We start from the raw sequence: 22411 nt of genomic DNA on the forward strand, positions 1-22411 counted from the left end.
TGCCGGGGGTGCAATAATGTATATACATAATCACCCAAGGAGCGTGACGATGCAAGCGGATTCTCAAACCCTGTTCTTCGATGCGGCCTGGCTGGGCACAGGGTGGGCGCGCGATGTGCGGGTGACCTTGGCTGACGGGCAGATCGCAGCAATCGCGGCCGATCAGGCCCCGCGCGCCGGAGAGACGCGGCACGGCTGGGCCATGCCGGGCCTGCCCAATCTGCACAGCCACGCCTTTCAGCGCGCCATGGCTGGCCTGGCTGAACGCGCCGGGCCGGGCGCAGACAGTTTCTGGACCTGGCGCGAGGCGATGTATCGCTTTGTCGGGCAGGTCACGCCCGAAGACCTGCTGGCCATTGCCGCGCAGGCGCAGGTGGAAATGCTGGAAACCGGCTTTACCCGCGTGGGCGAATTTCATTACCTACACCACGATGCGGGCGGCCGGCCTTTTGCCGATCCGGCGCAGATGAGCGCCGCTGTGGTTGCTGCCGCGCAGGAAACCGGCATCGGCCTGACGCTGCTGCCCGTGCTCTACAGCCATTCCGGGTTCGGCGGGCAGCCGCCCAGCGCCGGGCAGGCGCGGTTCATCACCGATCTTGATGGCTTTGCCCGCCTGGTGGAGGCGGCGCGCGGCCATGCTGCGGCTTTGCCCGATGCGGTGGTGGGCGTGGCGCCGCACAGCCTGCGCGCGGTCACGCTGGACCAGTTGGCGCAGGTGAGCGCGCTGGCCGAGGGTGGGCCGATCCACATCCACATTGCCGAGCAAGTAAAGGAAGTGGACGATTGCCTGGCCTGGAGCGGGCAGCGCCCGGTGGAACTGCTGCTCGACCGTACGCGTGTGGATGCGCAATGGTGCCTGGTCCATGCCACGCACATGACGCCAGCCGAAACGCTGGCCCTGGCGCGCAGCGGCGCGGTGGCGGGGCTATGCCCGATTACCGAGGCGAACCTGGGTGATGGGCTATTTCCCGCTGGCGCCTTTCTGGCCGCTGGTGGACGGATCGGTGTGGGCAGCGATTCCAACGTGCGGATCGATGCGGCCGAAGAACTGCGCCTGCTGGAATATGGCCAGCGCCTGGACCAGCGCGGCCGGGCCGTGCTGGTGCAAGGGCCGGGCGCCTCGACCGGGGAAACGCTGCTGCGCGCCTGCCTTGCCGGCGGGGCGCAAGCGCTGGGACAGACACATGCGGGCCTGGCGGTGGGCTCGCCTGCCGATTTTGTTACGCTTGATTCCGCCCATCCCGCTCTGGCTGGCCACAGGCCGGAAAGTGCAATTGACGCCTGGATCTTTGCCGGCGGCAGCAGCCTGGTCGATGGCGTGTGGCGTAGGGGCCGGCAGGTGGTGCAAGGCGGGCACCACATCGCCCGTGATGCCATCGCCGCGCGCTATCGCGCCACGATGGCGGCGCTGCTCCCCGCGTAAGCCGGCTCAGCGCGGCGCCCGGGCGGCGATGCGCGCCAAGCGGATGACCGGGCGCGCGACGTTGTCGTGGCTATCCAGGAACAGCACGTCGCGCTTGCCAGTGCGGCGCACCAGGCGCGTTTGCTGCGCAGCCGGGCCTTGCCAATCGAGCACGTAGAGCGTGGCGTCAGGATCGCTTTTCCAGCCGCGTTCGGTGTTGAGATCGCCCTCGCGCACATGGCCGTGCAGGCGCAGCCGATAGCGCGTGCCATGATCTTCAAAGCGGATCGGCCGGCCATCGGGGCCGAGGCCGGCGAACACCGCATAGGCCGGCTGCGCAGGGCTGCTTGGATGGGCCGGCGCGGCGTGCGCGGCGAGGGGCGTTGCAACGAGCACGGCAAACGCGATGGCGGCGGGGCGAAGGAACATGGCGGCGATAGTGTCCGGCAATGGAAATGACCGCCGCAGCATGATGCGATCCTGGGCCGGCCGCAATAACCAGTGCTGAAAAGGGTGGCTCCCTGAGTAGGATTCGAACCTACGGCCGCTCGATTAACAGTCGAGAGCTCTACCGCTGAGCTATCAGGGAACAGGCCCGGCGTGGCCGGGACAAGGCGGTGTTCTGCCATACAGCAGAAGAAGATGGCTCCCTGAGTAGGATTCGAACCTACGGCCGCTCGATTAACAGTCGAGAGCTCTACCGCTGAGCTATCAGGGAGCAGTCCCGGTTGCCCAGGACAGGTGCGCGCTAATAGCACTCATTTCGTGCATGGCAACCCGCCGCCGGGCAAATTTTTCCACAGCGCGCGCTGTACGATCAACTCATGAACTGTTCGGCAAAGATGCGTTCGTCCAGGCTGCGGCCGCGATCGAACAGCAGGGTGAGCTGATGCTCGCGCCAGGCGCTTACGCGCACTTCACTGATATCGCGCACCTCTTTCTGGTCGGCCACGACAAGCACCGGCCGCTTGACCGATTCGAGCACGCGAAACACGATTTCGGCGGTATCGGGCAAAATCGCCCCGCGCCAGCGTCGGGGGCGGAACGGGCTGATCGGGGTGAGCGCCAGGATATTGGCGCCCAGCGGCAGGATCGGGCCATTGGCGGACAGGTTATAGGCGGTGGAGCCGGCCGGCGTTGCCACCAGCACGCCATCGCACGACAGTTCGGGAATGCGGGTCTTACCGTTGACCACCACTTCCAGCTTGGCGGTCTGGCGGGTTTCGCGCAGCAGCGACACTTCGTTGATGGCATAGCAGCTTTGCGTTTCGCCGCTGGCGGTGGTCGCGTCCATACGCAGCGGGCTGATCGCCACGGGACGGGCGCGGGCGATGCGCTCTTCCAGCGTGCGGCTGCTCTTGTGCTTGTTCATCAGGAAGCCAACGGTGCCCAGGTTCAGGCCATAGGCGGGCAGCACGCGATCGAAATCGAGCATGTAGTGCAGCACCTGCAGCATGTAGCCATCGCCGCCCAGCACGACGACCGCCTCTGCCTCGGCGAACGGCACCCAATCGCGGCTTTTCTTGAGCACGGCTGCTTCTGCCTGGGCACGATCGGTGGGAGACGCCAGCAGCGCGAGCTTTTCATATGTGGCACTGTTTGCCGAACCGATCGCAGCCATTGTCACCCGTTCCCGGCCGCAGGAATCGCGGCGCATGTCGCTTTCGCCGCCGTGGCGCCGCAAAGCTGCGGGCGTGATATGGGGCGCCCCATAATGGCGCAACGCGAAAATGTCCCAGGTGTGCCCGGGGGCAGACAGCCGGCGCGCGGCTCTGCTAGGGCGAGGGGAAGATGACCATGCCTGCCAGCCCCGATTTGCCGCCTGTTCTCCCTGCCATCGCCCCTGGGCAGGAGGGCTTGACGCAGGACGGCTTGACCGGGCTGGCTACGGCCGCGCAGGCGCGCGACTGGCTCGATTGGGCAGGCGCGCAGGGAACCGTGCAGGCCATGCTGATCGGCCTCAACCGGTTCCAGGCGGTGAACCTGGCATTCGGCCATGGCGGCGGCGATCGCGTGCTGGCCGAAGTGGCGCGGCGCATTGCCCATTTCGCCGCCGAGGAACTGGCGCCGGGCGAGGGCGGCGATGGGCCGCCGCTGGTGGCGCGGGTTTCGGGCGGGGAATTTCTCGTCGCTTCGGCCAGCCGCCTCAGCCGCGAACGCTGGCAGGTTCTGGCCCAGGGGCTGGGACGCAGCATTGCCCGGCCGCTGGCGCTGGGCGGAGATGCCGTGCGACTGCTGCCGCGCATCGCGTTGCTGCGCGGCCAGGCGCTGGAAGGTGGCAGCGCGCTGCTCGATCGGCTGGACCAGGCCCTGGCGCAACTCATGGTGGGCGGGGCGCGGCGCCTGGCCTGGGCCGATGGCCGCCACCGCGCGCGCGGGCGCAGTGTCGCCCGGCTTGAGGCAGACCTGATCGGCGCGCTGCATCGGCAAGAGATCGCCGTGCTCTATCAGCCGCAGTTTCGCGTGGGCGATGGCATGCTGGCGGGTGCCGAGGCGCTGGCGCGGTGGGAGCATCCTGGCCTGGGCCGGATCGGCGCGGAAACGCTGTTTGCCGTGGCCGAGCGCGCCGACCAGATGGCGCCCCTGTCACATGCCATTGCCGGGGCCGCCTTGGCCGGCGCGCATGACTGGCCCGCGCCGCTGCGCCTGTCGCTCAACGTGACGGCTGAGGATTTTGCCTTGCCTGATTTTGCGCCGGCCCTGCTGGCACGGGCGGACGATGCCGGCTTTGCTCCCGAACGGCTGACGATCGAGATTACCGAGCAGACCCTGATTGCCGATTTCGATGCCTGTGCGGCGGCGCTGCGCACGCTGGCGGCACGCGGCGTGGCGGTGGCGCTCGATGATTTCGGCACCGGCTTTTCCAACTTCCGCACGCTCAAGGCGCTGCCGCTCGATACGCTCAAGCTCGATCGCTCGTTGGTGCGCGATGTGGCGCACGACGGGCGCGATCGCGCGATCCTGGCCGCGATGGTGGCCATGGCCCGGGCGCTGTCACTCAGCGTCGTGGCCGAAGGAGTGGAAAACGATGCGCAACTGGCCGTGCTGGCGCAGGAGGGTGTCGACCTGTTCCAGGGCTTCCTGCGGGCCGGGCCGCTGGATGGCGCGGCCATGGCGCGCCTGGCGTCCGGGGCGCCGTAACAGCGCCCCGGCACAACCGATCAGAAGCGCGTGACGAGCGCGGCAACGACCTGATGACGACGCACCGAAATGCCGGTGTTCTGGCCTTCGATGTAGGTGTGGCCATAGTCGGAATAGCGATATTCAACGCGGGCCACGATCGGCTGGCTCACGGCCACTTCCACGCCGCCGCCCAGACGGAAACCGCCGTTGTTGAAGCCATAGCCGGTGTTGCCATAGTCAAGGTGCAGGCGGGCGTTGGTGTAGCCGCCCTTGGCATAGACCGAAACCTGCGGGTTGACGGCATAGGCCGCACGCACGCCGGCATAGAGGTCACGGCCGGCCTTCAGCGCCACGGTGCCATCGCTTTCCTTGACGGTCGAACCATCGGCTTCCAGTTCAACGCCCACGCTGCCCTGGCCCATGGCATAGTCATAGCCGGCGACGACGCCATAGACGAAGCCGTCCTTGCTGCCCTTGTCGCCCTGAACGGCCAGGGTCACGTGATCGTAACCACCAACAACGCCAACGGTGAAGCCGCTGTGATTGGCAACTTCCTGAGCCATCGCGGGAGCGGCGCAAGCAAAAGCAGCCGTGGCGGCGCCAAGGGCAAAGATCTTCTTCATTGTGGTATCGTCCTGCAATGTGATTTTTTGGTGCTGACAACATCACCGGGATGTGATCGCCCCGTGCCGATAGTTTTTGTCTGGCAGGATGGTCAACGCATGGTCATGATATGCAGGGATTTGTAACACTATGTGTGGCATAAAAGCCGCATGAACACGATTGCTGCCGGGTTTGCTGGCTCGGTGGTTGGAAAATCTGCATTTTTCTCGCGCCGCTGCGGTCTTGGCAGCGGACGCGGTCATCAACGCGGTCGTCGACGCGGTCAGGCGGCTTTCTTGGCCGCCCGCCGCGCGATGGTGGAAAGCCCCTTGGTCAGTTGCACCAGGCCGTTCAACCGCCCTTGCGCATCGCCCCAGGCGCGCTGGATCACCAGCTTGTTGTCAGGCCGCAGCTTGGCCGTGCCCTTGAGCCGCTCGACATAGGCGATCAGGCCCATGGGATCGGGGAAATCGTCGTTGTGGAACGAGACGAGCACGCCCTTTGGCCCCACGTCGATCTTGGCGATGCGCGCCTCGATCGCCTGGCGCTTCACCTCGATCAGCTGCAGCAGGTTCTGCGTGGGCTGCGGCAGCGGGCCAAAGCGGTCGATCATCTCGGCGGCCAGCGCTTCCACTGCATCGGCGCCTTCGGCGTCGTTCATGCGGCGGTAAAGCGCCATGCGCACGGCGAGATCGGGCACGTATTCTTCCGGGATCATGATCGGCGCATCGAGCGTGATCTGCGGGCTGAGCGCGTCGCGTTCGCGCGCCATGCCGATATCGCCGGCCTTGGCCGCCAGGATCGCGTCTTCCAGCATCGACTGGTAAAGCTCGAAACCCACTTCCTTGATATGGCCAGATTGTTCGTCACCCAGCAGGTTGCCGGCGCCGCGCAGATCGAGATCGTGGCTGGCCAGCTGGAACCCGGCGCCCAGCGAATCCAGATCGCCCAGCACTTTCAGGCGCTTTTCTGCCACTTCCGACAGGGCCTGGTCTTCGGGATAGGTGAGATAGGCATAGGCGCGCAGCTTGCCGCGGCCGACGCGGCCGCGCAGCTGATAGAGCTGCGCCAGGCCAAAGCGATCGGCACGGTGCAGCACGATGGTATTGGCGCTGGGAATGTCGATGCCGCTTTCGATGATCGTGGTCGAGAGCAGCACTTCGTACTTCTTTTCGTAGAAAGCGCTCATGCGGTCTTCCACCTCGGTCGGGCTCATCTGCCCATGCGCGGTGACAAAGCGGATTTCCGGCACGTTGAGGCGCAGCCAGTCTTCCACTTCGGCCATGTCGGCAATGCGCGGCACGACGATGAAGCTCTGCCCGCCGCGCTGGTGTTCGCGCATCAAGGCTTCGCGCATGGTCACGTCGTCCCACGGCATGACATAAGTGCGCACCGCCAGGCGATCGACCGGCGGGGTCTGGATGGTGGACAGCTCGCGCAGGCCTGACATGGCCATCTGCAAGGTGCGCGGGATCGGTGTGGCAGTGAGCGTGAGGACGTGGACGTCGGTCTTGAGCTCCTTGAGCTTTTCCTTGTGCGTCACGCCAAAGCGCTGTTCCTCGTCGACGATGACCAGGCCAAGGCGCTTGAATTCCACCGACTTGGACAAAAGCGCGTGGGTGCCCACGACGATATCGACCGTGCCGGCAGTGAGCCCAGCGCGGGTTTCGGCCGCTTCCTTGGCCGGCACCAGGCGCGAGAGGCGCCCGATCTGGATGGGAAAGCCGGAAAAGCGTTCGACGAAATTGGCATAGTGCTGGCGCGCGAGCAGGGTGGTTGGCGCGATTACCGCCACCTGGTGCCCGGCCATGGCGGCCACGAACGCGGCGCGCAGTGCCACCTCGGTCTTGCCAAAGCCCACGTCGCCGCAGACCAGGCGGTCCATCGGCTTGCCTTCGGCCATGTCGCCCAGCACGTCGTCGATGGCGCGGTCCTGGTCTTCGGTTTCCTCCCAAGGGAAGCGATCGACGAACGGGCCATAGCTGGCGGGATCGACCGCCAGGACATCGGCCTGGCGCAGCGCGCGCAGTGCGGCCGTCGCCATGAGCTGCCCGGCCATTTCCAGGATGCGCTCGCGCATCCGCGCCTTGCGCCGCTGCCAGCCTTCGCCGCCCAGCTTGTCGAGCGCGACGTTCTCGCTTTCGGCGCCATAGCGCGACAGCACGTCGAGGTTTTCGACCGGGATATAGAGCTTGTCGCCGCCGGCATAAGTCAGCTGCACGCAATCGTGTGGGCTCTTGCCCACGGTGATCGCTTCCAGCCCTTCATACCGGCCGATGCCGTGATCCATGTGGACGACAAGGTCACCCGGGATCAGCGCGGAAAGCTCTGCCAGGAAGGCGTCGGCGTCCTTGCGCTTCTTTTTGCGGCGCACCAGGCGGTCGCCCAGGATGTCCTGCTCGGTCAGCAGTTCCAGGGTATCGTTGGCAAAGCCCTGTTCCAGCGGCAGGACCACGGCCACCGGGCGGCCGCTGGCAGCCAGGCCCAGCGCTTCCTGCCAGGTGTCGGCCAGGGCCGGGGCCTGCTTACCCGCTTCGGCCAGCAGCGAGGCCAGCCGCGCGCGCGAGCCGGTGGTATAGGCCGCGACGATCGGCTTGCGCCCGCGCGTGCCTAGTGCGGCGAGATGCTTGGCCGCCGCTTCATAGATATTGACGCCCTGCGCGCGATCGGGGGTAAAATCGCGCGCGCTGGCAAAGCCGAAGTCGATGACGCTGGCGCTTTCCGGCTCGGCAAAGATGGTGGCGCGGTGCACTGGCCAGCCGGCCAGCGCGCGATCGAGTTCCTCGCGCGTCAGATAGAGCGCGTCGGGCTTCAACGGGCGATAGGTGCCCGATTGACGCGCCGCTGCCTCTGTCCGGGCGGCATAGTAATCGGCAATGTCGTCCAGCCGGCTTTCGGCGGCCTTGGCCGCGCCAGCATCGAGCACGACGAGATCGCCTTCGCCAAGGTGATCGAACAGCGTGACCATGCGCTCTTCGAACAGCGGCAGCCAATGCTCCATGCCGGCCAGGCGCCGCCCTTCGCTGACGGCCTGGTACAGCGCATCGCTGGTGGCATTGGCGCCAAAGATTTCGCGATAGCGGCTGCGGAACCGCTTGATCGAGGTTTCATCGAGCAGCGCCTCGCTGGCGGGCAGCAGCAGATGGGTTTCCACCGGCTGCACCGAACGCTGCGTGCTGGGGTCGAACAGGCGCAACGTTTCCAGCTCGTCGCCGAAGAAGTCGAGGCGCAGCCCGTGATCGAGCCCGGTGGGATAGATATCGAAGATCGAGCCGCGCACGGCGTATTCGCCGGCATCGACCACGGTGTCGGTGCGCGAATAGCCCTGGCGTTGCAGCAGGGCGATCAGGCTTTCGCGGCCGATTTCCACGCCCGGCGTGAGCAGGCGGGTGGATTCGCGGATGCGGAACGGGGAAAGCGTGCGCTGGAGCACCGCGTTGATCGTGGTGACCAGCAGTTGCGGCCGGCCGTCGCGCTTGTGCTGCAGCTTTTGCAGCGCCGCCAGCCGCCGCGCGCTGATCGACAGGGCGGGAGATGCGCGATCGAACGGCAGGCAATCCCAGGCCGGGAAATCGATCACATCGAGTTCGGGGGCAAAGAACGCGGCGCTTTCCACCACCGCGCGTAGGGCGGCATCGTCAGGCGTGATGAACACGCAGCGGCCCTGCGCTTTCGCGGCTGCCGCGGCGCGGGCGAGGTCGGCCATGACCAGCGGCTGGGCACCGCGCGCCACGCTGGCAAGCGTCAGCGGGCTGCGGGCGGAAAGAATGCGGGTCAGGTCTGGCATGGGCGGTTCTTTAAAGCGTGCGTTGCGTGCGCGCCCTTCGACAGGCTCAGGGCGAACGGAGGTTGGTATGCGGGGCGGGGACAAGCTCAGCCCGAACGGACAAAACACGAAGCATTGCAATAACGTTCCGTTCGCCCTGAGCTTGTCGAAGGGCGGGAAACGCAACCCCTCAGCGCGGAATCTCCACGTAGTCCAGCTGGCGCATGCGGTCCATCAACGGCCCGGCATATTCCTCCGGCACCGACAGCGTGCCCAGCGCCCAGCCCAGGATATCGACGTCTTCCTCGTCCATCAGGGTTTCGAACCACACGGCCTCGGCTTCGCCCCACTGGCTGTGGAAACGGTCGAAGAAGCAGCCGATCATGTAATCGGCCTCGCGCGTGCCGCGGTGCCAGGCACGGAATTTCATGCGGCGCAGGCGCGCGTCGTCCAGCTGCGGGGAGTCGGGAGTCGCGGTCGTTTCGGTCATGACGGCTGCGGGTAAGCCAGCTTGCCCCATGGCGCAACGGCCCGATGGTGATTATGGAGCCGCCATGCGCCCTGATCTGCTCAATCCCCTGTTTGCCGAGGCCACCAGCCTGAAGGGCGTGGGTGCCGGCCTTGCCCGCCCGCTCGACAAGCTGGGGCTGACGCGGGTGCGCGACTTTCTCTATCACCTGCCCGATCGTTTCGTGCAGCGGCGCGCCGTGGCCACGCTGGACGAGGCTGCGCTGGGCGAGCAGATCATCGTGGCGCTGACCGTGCGCGAGCATCGCCAGCCAGCCGGGCGCGGGCCGTTTCGGGTGATCGCCGAAGACAGCGTGGGCAACCATGTGTCGATCACCTATTTCGGGCGGGCGGCCTATACCGCGAAAAAGGCGCTGCCGGTGGGCGAGAAGCGCTGGGTGGCCGGTCGGCTCGACCAATATGGCCAGACCTGGCAGATCGTTCACCCCGACCATGTCAGCGAAGACAGCGCCGGCCTGCAGGGCCACCTGACCGAGGCGGTCTATCCCCTGTCGGAAGGGCTGACGCAGGGGCGCATTGCCAGCCTGGTGCACCAGGCGCTGGGCCAGGCGCCACGCCTGCCCGAATGGATCGAGCCGGGCTTGCTGGCGCGCGAGGAATGGCCGGCCTGGCACGAAGCACTGGCCCGCACCCACCAGGCGCCGGACAAGCGCGCCAAGGACCGGCTGGCCTATGATGAACTGTTTGCCAATGCCCTGGCGCTGATGCTGGTGCGCGCGGCCAACCGCAATCGGGTTGGCCAGCCGCTGCACGGCGATGGCCACTTGCGCGCCAAGCTCAACCTGCCGTTTACGCTGACCGGCGCGCAAAGCCGGGCCATTGCCGAAATCGAAAGCGACATGGCCCAGGGCAGCCCGATGCTGCGCCTGCTGCAGGGCGATGTCGGCTCGGGCAAGACAGCGGTGGCGCTGCACGCCATGCTGGTCGCGGTGGAGGCGGGCGGGCAGGCGGCCCTGCTGGCACCCACCGAAATCCTGGCGCGCCAGCATGCCGATACGCTGGCCAAGATGGCGCGCGGGACGGGCGTGAACATCGCACTGCTGACCGGGCGCGACAAGGGCCGCGCGCGCGAAGCGCTGCTGATGAACCTGCTCGATGGCGGGATCGACATTCTCGTCGGCACCCATGCGATCTTTCAGGACAGCGTCGCCTATCGCAACCTGGCGCTGGTGGTGATCGACGAGCAGCACCGCTTTGGCGTGGGGCAGCGCCTGATGCTCACGCAAAAGGCGCGGCGCACGCCGCACTGCCTGGCGATGACCGCCACGCCGATCCCGCGCACGCTGACCCTGGCGCAATATGGCGAGATGGAAGTGTCGCGGCTGGACGAGATGCCGCCCGGTCGCCAGGCGATCGACACGCGCGTGGTGGCGCAGGAACGCCTGCCCGACGTGATCGACGGGATCGGCCGCCACATTGCCGCCGGGCACCAAGCCTATTGGGTGTGCCCCATGGTGCGCGAGGCAGAGAACGAGGATCTGGCCGCCGCCGAAGCGCGCCACGCCATGCTGGCCGAGCGCTTTGGCGCGCGCGTGGTCATGGTCCATGGCCAGATGCGGCCCGAGGCCAAGGACGCGGCGATGGAGCGGTTTGCCAGCGGAGAGGCGAGCCTGCTGGTCGCCACCACCGTGATCGAAGTGGGCGTCGACGTGCCCAACGCCACGCTGATGGTGATCGAGCAGGCCGAACGCTTTGGCCTGGCACAGCTGCACCAGCTGCGCGGGCGCGTGGGGCGCGGCAGCCAGAAATCCACCTGCCTGCTGCTGCGCGGCGACATGGTGAGCAAGGTGGGCCGCGAGCGGTTGGCGCTGATGCGCGAAACCCAGGATGGGTTCCTGCTGGCCGAGGAAGACCTGCGCCTGCGCGGTGGCGGCGAACTTTTGGGCACGCGGCAATCGGGCGACACGCCGTTTCGCGTCGCCGATTTCGAGCAGATCGCCAACCTGCTGCCCATCGCGCACGATGATGCGCGGCTGTTGATGGAGCGCGATGGCGGGCTGTCTTCCCCGCGTGGAGAAGCGGCGCGGGTGCTGCTCTATCTGTTCGAGCGCGATTGGGGCGTGCAGTTGCTGCGCGGCGGCTGAACCGCACTGGATCGCGGCTTTCGCAAGGATTCCCGAGCATTCCAAGCTGTTGCTGGCCGGCAACACTCTGCGGCCATCGCCCGGCTGGCGGGTGGTGATCGGCAACACGGCTTGACAGTCTGCGCATACGAATCCTATTTATCGTATAAATAAGACTTCACTGCTTTCTGGGAGGGGCTTTCATGCATCTCGATTTCCGTCGTGTTCTGTGGCCAACCAGCGTGCTGGCGCTGGCCATCGGTTCCAACGCCGCGCTGGCGCAATCGGCTGACAGCGCTGCCGCGCCACAGGCCGCTGCCGAGGCCGCGTCCGATCAGGCGATCGTCGTCACTGGCCTGCGCGCCTCGCTGCGCGATGCGCTCAATGCCAAGCGCAACACCGCCGTGGTGGCTGAAACCATCAGTTCCAAGGACATCGGCGTTCTGCCCGATGTGACCATCGCCGATTCGCTGGGCCGCCTGCCGGGCGTGACCGCCACGCGCGATCGCGGCAATGCCAGCCAGGCAGCGGTGCGCGGCCTTGGCCCGCGCCTGGTGCTGGGCCTGATCAACGGGCGCGAAGTGGCCTCGTCAGAGCCTGATCGCAACGTGCGCTGGGAAATCTACCCGTCCGAAATCGTCTCGTCGGTCGCGGTGTACAAGGGCCAGAGCGCCAACTTCATCGCCGGCGGCGTGGCCGCGACGATTGATATCCAGACGATCAAGCCGCTCGACTATCACGGCCCGGCGCTCACCGTGCGCGGCGGCGCGATCTATAACGATGGTGGCAAGGACATCCCCGGCTATTCCGGCCTCGGCGCGCGTGGCAGCGCGCAATACGTCGGCAAGCTGACCGACAATCTCGGCCTGGTGCTGGGCGGCACCTACCAGCGGCAGAAGAACGGCTTCGAAAGCTTCCAGGGCTGGGGCTACAACACGCCCGACACCGGCACGCCGCCGACTGATGCCAGCGGCAACAAGATCAACGCCCCCTGGGGTGCGCAGTCCGAAGTCAAGGGCCTGACCGAAACGCGCTGGAGCACCACCGCCGCGTTGCAGTGGAAGCCGGGTTCCTATTGGGACATCACGCTCGACGGCCTCTATTCCAACATCAAGATCAACGAAAACCAGGCGCAGCAGTGGTATGGCCGGTCCAACGGCTGGGGCGACTGGGGCGGCAATTTCGGCCAGCCGGGCGATATCTATCAGCCGGGCAACTATACCCTGGCCGGCAACACCGTCACGGGTGCCACGCTCAACAACTATTCCTCGGTCACCAACGTGTTCGGCAAGTACACCGAAGACAAGACCCTGTTCGTCTCGGGCCTCAACGCCAAGTACGATGATGGCACGTGGTCGGTGAAGACCGACGTTTCCTATTCCAGCGCCAAGCGCAATAACCTCTATCGCTCGGTCGCGACGGAATTCTATCCGTCGAGCACGACCTTTGCCACCGGCGCAGGCCAGGTGCCGTCGGTCTCGGTCAGCGGTGCCAATGTCGGCGACACGTCTGCCCAGACGGTGCAGAGCTATTACCCCGGTCTCTATGACGGGCCGCAGCGCCTGCATGATGACCTGGGCGCCGGGCAGATCGATATTCGCCGCGCCGTCAACAGCGGCTGGCTGGCGGGCGTGGGCGTGGGCCTGCGCTATTCCAACCGGGTCAAGAGCCTGGCCTATGGCAGCGGCAGCGTGGGCACGATCGGCGGTGGCAACGTCACGCTCAACGCCGCTGACCTGACTGCGTTCAATGTGCGCAATTTCAGCGTGCCGACCATGGTCTATGGCAATTTCGACACGATTGCCGCGCAGTCGGTGGTCTATACCCCCGGTGCCGATGATCCCACCAAGGGCTGGCGTGTGCGCGAGGACGACATGGAAGGCTATGTCATGGCCGACCTTGGCGGGAATGGCTTTTCGGGCAATGTCGGCGTGCGTTTCGTCGATGTGGTCACGCACAGCACGGCGGCCGGTTCGAGCACGTCGTGGGATCCGAACGCCAACAACGGCAGTGGCGCCAATGTCACCACGATTTTCCCGATCCAGGGCAACAGCCACTATTTCCGCGCGCTGCCCAGCATCAACCTGAACTTCGAACTGACCGACACGCTCAAGCTGCGCGTTGCCGCCGCGCGCGTCATCTCGCGTCCGCCGCTCGATGAACTGCGCGCCAACCGCATCCTGTCGGTATATCCGCCGCAGCTGACCGGCAGCGCCGGCAACCCCACCTTGCGCCCGTTCATGGCGACGCAGGGTGACATCTCGGCGGAATGGTACTTCCACAAGGATGCCATGCTGGCCGTGGCCGGCTATTACAAGGATGTCGATACCAACATCGGCTATACCCAGACCACCCAGAACATCGGTGGAGCCGATTACCTGATCACCGGCCCGGCCAACGGCAAGGGCGGCTATATCGCCGGCGTGGAAACCACGTTGCAGATGCCGTTCTACTTCATCCCCGGCCTCGACAAGTTCGGTATCTATGCCAACGCCGCCTTCGTGAAGTCTGACCTCAAGGAACTGGCGCCCAAGGCCAATCCGTTCCCGGCGGTGGGGCTGGCCGATTTCACCGGCGAGTTCGACCTGTGGTATTCGGATCATGGCATTGATGCGCGCCTGGCGCTCAAGCATCATAGCCCGTTCACGGTGATCTATGGCTGGGATGCCTCGCAGCTGACGCGGCTGGACAGCGAAACCACGCTGGGTGCCAGCATCGGCTACAGCATCACCAAGAACATCTCGGTGCGGGTCCAGGCCAACAACCTGACCAACCAGGTGGCGCGCTTCTACTGGAACAACGATCCCAACCAGATCGCCCGCTATGAAAAGTATGGCCGCAGCTATCTCGCTGATGTGACCGTGCGCTATTGATCGTTTCAGGGCGGTTCGATCCTCTCCCCGAACCGCCCTCAACCTGCCAGGGCGCCGCAGCGATGCGGCGCCCTTTTTCTTGGCGCTGCGCCGGTGCCATGCAACAAGCGGGCATGACCCGTCGCATCGTGCGTATCCTGCTTGGCCTGCTCTATTTTGCTGCAGGCGTGCTGCACCTGGCGCTGCCCGCGCCGTTCCTCAAGATCACGCCTGCCTGGGTGCCACTGGCGCCGCTGGTGATCACGCTGACCGGGCTGGCCGAACTGGCCGGCAGCGTGGCGCTGGTGCAGGGCCATAGCCCCGCCCTGCGCCGCGCCGCGGGCTGGGGCCTGGCGGCCTATGCGCTGTGCGTGTGGCCGGCCAATGTGAACCATATGCTGATGGACCTGGCGCGGCCCGATCATGGCCTGGGCCTGGCGTATCACATCCCGCGCATGCTGGCGCAGCCCGTGCTGATCTGGGCCGCGCTGTGGGCTGGCGGGGTGGTGGGCCGCCACCACATTCCCGTAAAACGCTGACAAAAAAGCCCCCTCCTCTTCAGAGGAGGGGGTTGGGGGTGGTGAGAGGCTTAGCGCTGGGGCTTGTACGTTTTCCCCAGCCAGTCGAACGCGGGCAGCGCCTCGTGGTGGCGGATGTCGAACATCGCGGCGTTTTCCCAGCTCGATCCCGTGCCCCAGCGTGTCTTGCAGCGGGTGGAAACCCAGTCCGGCGCCCAATAGACAACGCCGTTGCCGCCATTGTTTACCACGGTCTGCGTCAGGTCTTGCAGATACTTGAGCTGACCCTTGGGGCTGACCGGGTAGCCCGGAATGGCGCTGTCTGAGCCGAGCAGGTTGGTCGTGTCGTCGGCGTGATCGTCGGAAAAGGCATAGGCGGTTTCCACGACCCACACTTGCGCGCCATAGCGGCGGTGCGCGGCATCGATCACCTTGCCCAGGCCGGAAAGGTTATAGGTCGACCACTTGGAATAATAGCTGATGCCGATGATGTCATAGTCGAGCACGCCGGCTGCGGTCGCAGCGTCGAACCAGGGGATGATGTTTTCGGGCTGGGCGATGTGCAGCATCACCTGGATCGGCTTGCCATGGGCCTTGGCGCTTTCGCGCACGGCGCTTATCCCGGCGTTGAGCAGGCGGGCGTTGCGCGTCCAGTCGATCGGCTGGTCCTTGACGCCCCCTTGCACGGCCGCGTTGGTTTCGTTGCCCACCTGGACCATTTCGGGCAGCTGCCCGGCCGCCGCCAGCTTGTCCAGCACCTCGCGCGTATAGTCGTGCAGCGCCTTGACCTGGGCATCGGTGGGCAGGTTCGCCCAGGCGGCCGGGGCGGGCTGCTTGTCGCCATCGGCCCAATCGTCGGAATAGTGGAAGTCTAGCAGCACGTTGAGGCCGGCGGCATGGGCGCGCGTGATCGTTTTGAGCACATCGTCATAGGTGCTGTACTGCGTCCATGTCGGAGTGTGCCACAGCCGCACCCGCATGACATTGCCGCCATGCTGCTTGAGCACCACGAAGGGATCGGCCGGCTTGCCGTGCTCGAGGAAGCGGGCGCCGCAGGCTTCCATCTCGTTGGTAAAAGACAGGTCTGCCCCGAGATAGAGCGGCGGCGCGGGCGCGGCCAGCGCCGGGGTGGACAGCGTAAGGGCAAGGGCGGTCATCGCGGCGCTGCGGGCGTGGCGCAGGAGGGTCATGGAAAGAGGGGCCTTTCGCATCAGGCGTGAAAGAACAGGTCGAGGCTGGCCGGCGCAAGGCCAGCGGCCGTAACGGTCAGCCGTGCCGCGCCGGTGGTGCCGGCGCTTTGCACCAGGGCCTGAGCCAGGCCATTGAACGCGCGCCGGGCATCGCCCTTGTCGGGTTCAGTGGAGGTGGGATTGCCGTTGCCCAGCCCGATGATCCGGGCCGCGCCACTCAGGGAAAAGCCGAGCGCGGTATCGGCGGTGGGAACCAGGTTTCCGGACGCATCGATGACCTCGACCCGCACGGCGGCAGTATCCCCGCCATCGGCAGCCAGGCGAGTGCGATCGGCCGAAAGGCGCAGCGCGGCGGGGCGGCCTGCCGTCACCCGGCTGTCGCGGGCGGCAAGCCGGCCCTGGTTATAGCCGCGCGCCTCGATCCGGCCGGGGGCATAGGGCACCATCCAGGCAAGGTGGCCGTTCTGCGGCATCGCCTTGCGGCCCAGCGAGCGGCCATTGAGCAGCAGTTCCACCTCGGCGCAGTTGCCGTGGACCCACACCTCGATCGGCTGTCCTTCGCGGCCGGCCCAGTTCCAGTGCGGCAAGAGGTGCACCAGCGGTTCGTTCCGGCGCCACCAGGCGCGGTAGTAGTAATAGTTGTCCTTGGGGAAACCGCACAGGTCCATCGCCCCGAAATAGCTGGAAACGCTGGGGAACTGGGCATAGGGCGTGGGTTCGCCGCGATAGTCGAAGCCGGTCCAGATAAAGCCGCCGGCAATGCCGGGTTCGGCCGCCACGATCTGCCACCATTCCTCGGCCGTGCTGGCCCACCACGGATGCTCGGTATCATAGGCGCGCACCACGTGGGCGGCGGCATCGTTGGCATAGGCGCCGCGCGTGGCCACGGTGCTGGCGGTCTCGGTGCCGATCACCGGCTTGCCCGGATGGCGCTGGCGCCACGCCGGGATCTTGTCGGTGCGATAGTTGAAACCCACCACATCGACGGCATCGGCCGCGCCGCCGTCCCAGCCTTTGTCCATCGCCTGGGTGGTCAGCCGCGTGGGATCGAGCTGCTTGCAGCGCGCCACCAACTGCGCCGAAATGCGGCGGCCCCGCTCGGTGCCCTGGTGGCCTTCCTCGTTGCCCACCGACCACAGGATGATCGCCGGGTGGTTGCGCGAGGACCGGATCATGCGATCGAGTTCGTCCAGCGCCTCGGGATTGGTGGTGTTGAGGCGGGTTTCGGCGACCATCATCATGCCGGTCGCATCGCAGATATCGAGCAATGCCTGTGCCGGCGGATTGTGCGCGCTGCGCCAAGCGTTGGCGCCCATGCTTTGCGTCTGCGCCACGCGCCAGGCATGCAGCGCATCGGGAATGGCCGTGCCCACGCCGGCGTGATCCTGGTGGTTGCACACGCCCAGCAGCTTGACCGGCTTGCCGTTGACCGCAAAGCCGTGCGTGCCATCGAATGACAGCGTGCGAATGCCAAAGCGGGTCTGGGTGCGGTCAACCTCCTGGCCATCGACCAGCACGCTGGTTTCCAGGGTATAGAGCCGCGGCGTTTCCGGCCACCATAGCTGCGGCGCGGGCAGGGCCAGCGCTTGGTCCAGCGTGGTCTGCGCGCCTGGCGCCAGCGCAATGGCCGGTTGCGCGGCGATGGCTGCCACTTCGCGGCCATCGGGGCCGAGCACGCGGTGGCGCAGTTGCGCAGCGCCCGCCACCTCGGCCGCATTGGCCAGCGTAGTGGCGATGGCGATCTGTGCGCCGCTGCCGTCGACCGTGCTGCGCACGCAGGTGCCCCACTGCGGCACGTGGATCGGCGCGGCGCTCACCAGGTCGATATGGCGATAGATGCCCGCGCCTTCATAGAACCAGCCTTCGCCAAGGCTGGCATCGACGCGCAGGGTCAACTGGTTGGGGCCGCCATCGTAATCGAGGAAATCGGCGATATCGACGCGGAACGGGGCATAGCCCGAGGCGCTGCCGCCCGCTTCGTAGCCGTTGACGAAGACCTTGCAATCGCGGAACACGCCGTCGAATTCGAGCCAGATGGCGCGGCGCTTATCGCCTGCGCCAACCGGCAGCTTGCAGCGATACCAGCCCACGCTGTTCTGCGGGAAATCGCGGCCGATCGCGCGAAAGCCATGGCCGGCCGCCATGTCTTCCTTGTCCTTGGGCACCGGCGCCTTGGGCGGGGCATAGGGTAGTTCCACCGCCCAATCGTGCGGCACGCGCACGCTGGCCCAGGCGCTGTCATCGAAATCGGGCTGGGTGGCGGGCGAGACATCGAAGCCGGGCTTGGCATAAGTGCGCTGATAGCGGCCGAAATCGAAATCGCGGTTCATGTCGGAGGCATGGCCCAGGGCAAAGCGCCAGCCATCGGCCAGGCGCACGCGCCGCCGGGGCGACGCAGCCGCGCCAGCAGGCGGCGTGGTGAGCGCTGTCCTGGCCGTGGCAGCCAGTGCGGGCGCGGCGCTGGTGGCAAGGCCGGCGAGGCCCAGGGCAAGGGCCGTGCGGCGGTCGGTCGAAGGTGAGATGGTCATGGCTTAGAACTCGAAATCAGGGCCGGTGGTCACGGTGCCGAGCAACAGGGCATCGGCCACCAGCGAGAGCGGCCGGGCATCGGCATCGCTTTCCCGCCGCGTGATCAGATCGGCAAAGCGGCGATAGATCCGGGCATATTCATCGTTGGCGGATTCCTGGCGCAGCGTGCCGTCGATTTCCAGGCGATGCCCGCCATCGCGCAGCACCAGTTCGCCATCGGGCGTGTTGACCACGATATCCCATTGCTGGTGGCCCGGTTGCAGGATCGACAGATCGGCAATGATCGGTGCGCCGGTGCTGCAGCGCATGTCCACCTGCGCATCGGTCGGCGCGCCGCGATTGGCCGGTACGTCCATCCGCGCGCCTTCCACGCAAATGCCCGAGGGCAGGATTTCGGTCAGGATCGAAAATGCGTTGATCGCCGGATCGAACACGCCAAAGCCGCCCTTGGACAATAGCCAGTCCTGCCCGGGGTGCCATTTGCGCACGTCTTCGCGCCAGGTAATGTGCACCGCACTGATGCTGCGGGTGGCGAGCCAGGCGCGTGCGGCCTCGACCACTTCGCTCTCGCGCGAATGCCACGCGGCATAGAGCGTGACGCCGGCGCGCGTGGCCAGTTGCTCCAGCGCTTGCGCCTGGGTCGGGGCGGCCGCTGGCGGCTTTTCCAGCAGCACGTCGAGCCCGGCGGCAATGGCCGCGCGCGCCAGCGGCACGCGCACCGCGGGCGGCGTGCATAGCGCCACGGCATCGAGCTTGCCCGCTTCGCCGGCCAGCATTTCCGCCAGTCCGGCATAACCGCGCACCCCGTCAAGCCGGTGAACCGGATCGGCCACCGCGACCAGATCGAACCGGGAATTGCCCGCAATCGCGGGGAGATGCTGGTCGCAGGCGATCTTGCCCAGGCCCACTAGGCCAAGGCGGATCGGAGGGTATGACATTCCAGGTTCCTCGCAAGCTTATGGGGTGGCTCTTTACATTTATCATATATATATGGTTAGAGAGGTCAATGGGCGGGGACGGCAGAACAAAAGCCTGCATCCTGCTCCGGCCGAAGGCACGAAAAGGAGCGGCTTCAAGTGGGCAATGAGCAGACGGAACAGGGCAACGCCGCAGGCAGCGATGCCGGGAAGAGCGGCTTTCGCGCCTTGCGTTCGCGGGCGTGGTTCAACAATCCCGAATCGGCCGACATGACCGCGCTCTACCTGGAACGCTACCTCAACTACGGCCTGACCATCGAGGAACTGCAATCCGATCGGCCGATCATCGGCATTGCCCAGACCGGCAGCGATCTTTCCCCGTGCAACCGCCACCACCTCGTGCTCGCCAGCCGCGTGCGCGACGGCATTCGCGAGGCGGGCGGCATTCCCATCGAGTTTCCGCTGCACCCGATCCAGGAAACCGGCAAGCGGCCCACCGCCGGCCTCGATCGCAACCTGGCCTATCTGGGCCTGGTAGAGGTGCTGTTCGGCTATCCGCTCGATGGCGTGGTGCTGACGATCGGCTGCGACAAGACCACGCCGGCGGCCTTGATGGCGGCGGCCACGGTCAACATTCCCGCGATTGCGCTCTCGGTCGGGCCGATGCTCAATGGCTGGCACGAGGGCAAGCGGACGGGCAGTGGCACGATCGTGTGGAAAGCGCGCGAAATGCTGTCCAAGGGCGAGATCGATTTCAAGGGCTTCATCGAACTGGTGGCAAGTTCTGCGCCCTCGACCGGCTATTGCAACACCATGGGCACCGCCACCACGATGAATTCGCTGGCCGAGGCATTGGGCATGAGCCTGCCCGGCTCGGCCGCGATCCCCGCGCCGCATCGCGATCGCCAGGAATGCGCCTATTACACCGGCAAGCAGATCGTCGAGATGGTTGCAGCTGATCGCAAGCCGTCAGACATTCTCACCCGCAGTGCCTTTCTCAACGCCATCCGCGTCAATTCCGCGATCGGCGGATCGACCAATGCGCCGATCCATCTCAATGCCATTGCTCGCCACGTGGGCGTCGAACTGACGCTGGAAGACTGGGAAAGCCATGGCGCCGACATTCCCCTGCTGGTGAACCTGCAACCCTCGGGCGAATATCTGGGCGAAGACTATTTCCGCGCCGGCGGGGTGCCGGCGGTAATGGGCGAACTGGCCCGCGCCGGCTTGCTCGATGGCGCGGCATTGACCGCCAATGGCAAGAGCGTGGCCGACAACGTGGCCCACGTGAAGATTGCCGACGAGGATGTGATCCGCCCGTTCGATCGCCCGCTCAAGCCGGCGGCGGGTCTCACCGTGCTGGGCGGCAACCTGTTCGATGCGGCGGTGATGAAGAAAAGCGTGATCAGCGACCAGTTCCGCGCGCGCTATCTGTCGAACCCCGATGATCCCGAGGCATTCGAAGGCCAGGTCTTTGTATTCGACGGGCCGGAAGACTATCACGCGCGGATCGATGATCCCGCGCTCGGCATCGACGAGCGTTCGATCCTGGTGATCCGTGGTGCCGGGCCGATCGGCTATCCGGGCGGGGCCGAGGTGGTCAACATGCGCCCGCCCGCCGCGCTGATCCGCGCCGGGATCGATGCGCTGCCATGCCTGGGTGACGGGCGCCAATCGGGCACCAGCGGCAGCCCCTCGATCCTCAACGCCAGCCCCGAGGCGGCGGTGGGCGGTGGCTTGGCGCTGCTGCGCGATGGCGATCGCATCCGCGTCGATCTGAAAACCCGCAGCGTCAACCTGCTGGTCAGCGATGCCGAACTGGCCACGCGCCGCGCCGCGCTGGCGGCAGAGCCGTTCCGCTTCCCCGAAGACCAGACGCCGTGGCAGGCGATCAGCCGGAAGATCACTGGCCAGTTTGCCGGCGGCGCGGTGATCGAGGATGCCGTGCGGTTCCAGAAGGTAGCCCAGGTCTATGGAGTGCCGCGTGACAGCCACTGATCAAGGCCCTGATCAAGCCACCGATCAAACCACCATCCAGGTTGTGCCGGTGGACCGCCCTGGTGCGTTTCACGGGCACGACCTGCTGGGCGAGGGGCTGATCTGGTCCGATCGGCAGCAGGCGCTGTTCTGGGTCGATATCATCGGCCAGCGCATCAACCGGCTGGACCTGGACAGCGGCATCGTGGCCGAATGGGACGTGCCCGACATGATCGGCTGGGTGCTGGAACGCGAAGGCGGCCCCGGTTTCATTGCCGGGCTGCGCAGCGGCTTTGCCACGATTACGCTCGATCCGTTTTCCTGCGTGCCGATCGGCGCGCCCGAGCCCGATCTGCCGCGCAACCGCATGAACGATGCCATGGTCTGCCCGCAGGGCTGCATCTGGGCCGGCACGATGAACATGGACGGGGAAACCCCGACCGGCAATTTCTACCGGCTCGATCACGATCTGTCATGGACGCGGGTGGACAGCGGCTATCGCATCGCCAACGGACCGGTGCTGTCGGCCGATGGGCAGTGGCTCTATCACACCGACAGCGCGCTGGGCCGCGTCTATCGCTTTGCCTTCCACGGCAACGGCACGCTGGGCCCGCGCGAGGTGTTCCTCGATTTTCCCGAAAGCTGGGGTTCGCCCGACGGCATGACGATCGACAGCGACGGGGGCCTGTGGATCGCGCAATGGGGCGCTGGCAGCGTCAGCCGCTTCCTGGCTGACGGCACCCGCACCCATTGTGTTGCGCTGCCCGCCAGCCAGATCACCAACCTGGCCTTTGCCGGGCCAAGCCGCGATCGCCTGTTCGTCAGCTCTGCCGCCGACGGGGTGGACGAGCCAGCCGGCGGTGCCCTGTTCGAGATCGTCGGTACCGGCTTTCGCGGCTGCCCCACGCCCCGGTTCGGGGGCTGAGCGGCGGCGATGTTGGTG

16 protein-coding genes and 2 tRNA genes are annotated in these 22411 nt (G+C 66.3%); 8 read left to right on the top strand and 10 right to left on the bottom strand.

The window, feature by feature from the left end:
- Positions 1–49 precede the first annotated feature (49 nt).
- Positions 50–1423 (top strand): formimidoylglutamate deiminase, encoded by a 1374-nt coding sequence (locus SCA01S_RS10810; RefSeq protein ID WP_062785429.1) that lies wholly within the window; start codon positions 50–52, stop codon positions 1421–1423.
- Between the two features lie 6 nt (positions 1424–1429).
- Here the strand turns inward: SCA01S_RS10810 and SCA01S_RS10815 are convergent, their stop codons facing one another.
- The 4 genes from SCA01S_RS10815 to SCA01S_RS10830 form a co-directional block, all read right to left on the bottom strand.
- Positions 1430–1831: a hypothetical protein gene (locus tag SCA01S_RS10815; RefSeq protein ID WP_062785431.1), complete on the bottom strand. Its 402-nt coding sequence runs from the start codon at positions 1829–1831 to the stop codon at positions 1430–1432.
- Positions 1832–1916: 85 nt separating this feature from the next.
- Positions 1917–1991: transfer RNA gene (locus SCA01S_RS10820), tRNA-Asn, on the bottom strand.
- Positions 1992–2045: 54 nt separating this feature from the next.
- Positions 2046–2120: transfer RNA gene (locus tag SCA01S_RS10825), tRNA-Asn, on the bottom strand.
- A gap of 99 nt (positions 2121–2219) precedes the next feature.
- Positions 2220–3023 carry an NAD kinase gene (locus tag SCA01S_RS10830; protein ID WP_043609077.1) on the bottom strand — a complete coding sequence of 268 codons (804 nt, stop codon included), beginning with the start codon at positions 3021–3023 and terminating at the stop codon, positions 2220–2222.
- A 170-nt stretch (positions 3024–3193) separates the two neighbouring features.
- On the opposite strand from SCA01S_RS10830, the gene SCA01S_RS10835 reads away from it, so the two are divergent.
- The gene (locus SCA01S_RS10835; protein ID WP_084390933.1) at positions 3194–4543 is read left to right on the top strand and encodes a bifunctional diguanylate cyclase/phosphodiesterase; all 1350 of its coding nucleotides are present in this window, start codon (positions 3194–3196) and stop codon (positions 4541–4543) included.
- A 20-nt stretch (positions 4544–4563) separates the two neighbouring features.
- Here SCA01S_RS10835 and SCA01S_RS10840 read toward each other — a convergent pair whose 3' ends face one another.
- The gene (locus SCA01S_RS10840) at positions 4564–5088 is read right to left on the bottom strand and encodes an outer membrane protein (RefSeq protein ID WP_231627546.1); all 525 of its coding nucleotides are present in this window, start codon (positions 5086–5088) and stop codon (positions 4564–4566) included.
- On the opposite strand from SCA01S_RS10840, the gene SCA01S_RS22840 reads away from it, so the two are divergent.
- Positions 5026–5274: a hypothetical protein gene (locus SCA01S_RS22840; protein ID WP_245652527.1), complete on the top strand. Its 249-nt coding sequence runs from the start codon at positions 5026–5028 to the stop codon at positions 5272–5274. The genes SCA01S_RS10840 and SCA01S_RS22840 overlap by 63 nt on opposite strands.
- 137 nt (positions 5275–5411) lie before the next feature.
- On the opposite strand, the gene mfd is transcribed toward SCA01S_RS22840, so the two are convergent.
- Positions 5412–8915: a transcription-repair coupling factor gene (gene mfd, locus SCA01S_RS10845; protein WP_062785433.1), complete on the bottom strand. Its 3504-nt coding sequence runs from the start codon at positions 8913–8915 to the stop codon at positions 5412–5414.
- Positions 8916–9084: 169 nt separating this feature from the next.
- A complete protein-coding gene (locus SCA01S_RS10850) occupies positions 9085–9384 on the bottom strand; it encodes an FAD assembly factor SdhE (protein ID WP_062785435.1) in 300 nt (99 codons plus the stop codon).
- Positions 9385–9448: 64 nt separating this feature from the next.
- On the opposite strand from SCA01S_RS10850, the gene recG reads away from it, so the two are divergent.
- From recG to SCA01S_RS10865, 3 genes are all read left to right on the top strand, one after another.
- The gene (gene recG, locus SCA01S_RS10855) at positions 9449–11506 is read left to right on the top strand and encodes an ATP-dependent DNA helicase RecG (protein ID WP_062785650.1); all 2058 of its coding nucleotides are present in this window, start codon (positions 9449–9451) and stop codon (positions 11504–11506) included.
- 182 nt (positions 11507–11688) lie between these two features.
- A complete protein-coding gene (locus tag SCA01S_RS10860; RefSeq protein WP_062785437.1) occupies positions 11689–14358 on the top strand; it encodes a TonB-dependent receptor in 2670 nt (889 codons plus the stop codon).
- 113 nt (positions 14359–14471) lie between these two features.
- Positions 14472–14876, top strand: a complete 405-nt coding sequence (locus SCA01S_RS10865) for a DoxX family protein (RefSeq protein WP_062785439.1) — start codon at positions 14472–14474, stop codon at positions 14874–14876.
- Positions 14877–14926: 50 nt separating this feature from the next.
- Here the strand turns inward: SCA01S_RS10865 and SCA01S_RS10870 are convergent, their stop codons facing one another.
- The 3 genes from SCA01S_RS10870 to SCA01S_RS10880 are packed head-to-tail and all read right to left on the bottom strand — an operon-like array spanning position 14927 to position 19512.
- A complete protein-coding gene (locus SCA01S_RS10870) occupies positions 14927–16045 on the bottom strand; it encodes a glycoside hydrolase family 53 protein (RefSeq protein WP_062785441.1) in 1119 nt (372 codons plus the stop codon).
- Positions 16046–16065: 20 nt separating this feature from the next.
- Entirely contained in the window at positions 16066–18573 is a 2508-nt protein-coding gene (gene galA, locus SCA01S_RS10875; RefSeq protein WP_062785443.1) for a beta-galactosidase GalA, read from the bottom strand.
- Between the two features lie 3 nt (positions 18574–18576).
- On the bottom strand, positions 18577–19512 hold the full coding sequence (locus tag SCA01S_RS10880; protein ID WP_062785445.1) for a Gfo/Idh/MocA family protein: 936 nt from the start codon (positions 19510–19512) through the stop codon (positions 18577–18579).
- 249 nt (positions 19513–19761) lie between these two features.
- Here SCA01S_RS10880 and SCA01S_RS10885 point away from each other — a divergent pair, with 249 nt between their 5' ends.
- Positions 19762–21489 carry an IlvD/Edd family dehydratase gene (locus tag SCA01S_RS10885; RefSeq protein WP_233250923.1) on the top strand — a complete coding sequence of 576 codons (1728 nt, stop codon included), beginning with the start codon at positions 19762–19764 and terminating at the stop codon, positions 21487–21489.
- Complete coding sequence (locus tag SCA01S_RS10890; RefSeq protein ID WP_245652519.1) at positions 21476–22393, top strand: SMP-30/gluconolactonase/LRE family protein; 918 nt, start codon at positions 21476–21478, stop codon at positions 22391–22393. The genes SCA01S_RS10885 and SCA01S_RS10890 overlap by 14 nt, the downstream gene beginning before the upstream one ends.
- The last annotated feature ends 18 nt before the right edge of the window (positions 22394–22411 follow it).

Origin of the sequence: Novosphingobium capsulatum NBRC 12533 (assembly GCF_001598375.1) — a bacterium.
In the GTDB taxonomy this organism is placed as follows: Bacteria; Pseudomonadota; Alphaproteobacteria; order Sphingomonadales; family Sphingomonadaceae; genus Novosphingobium; species Novosphingobium capsulatum.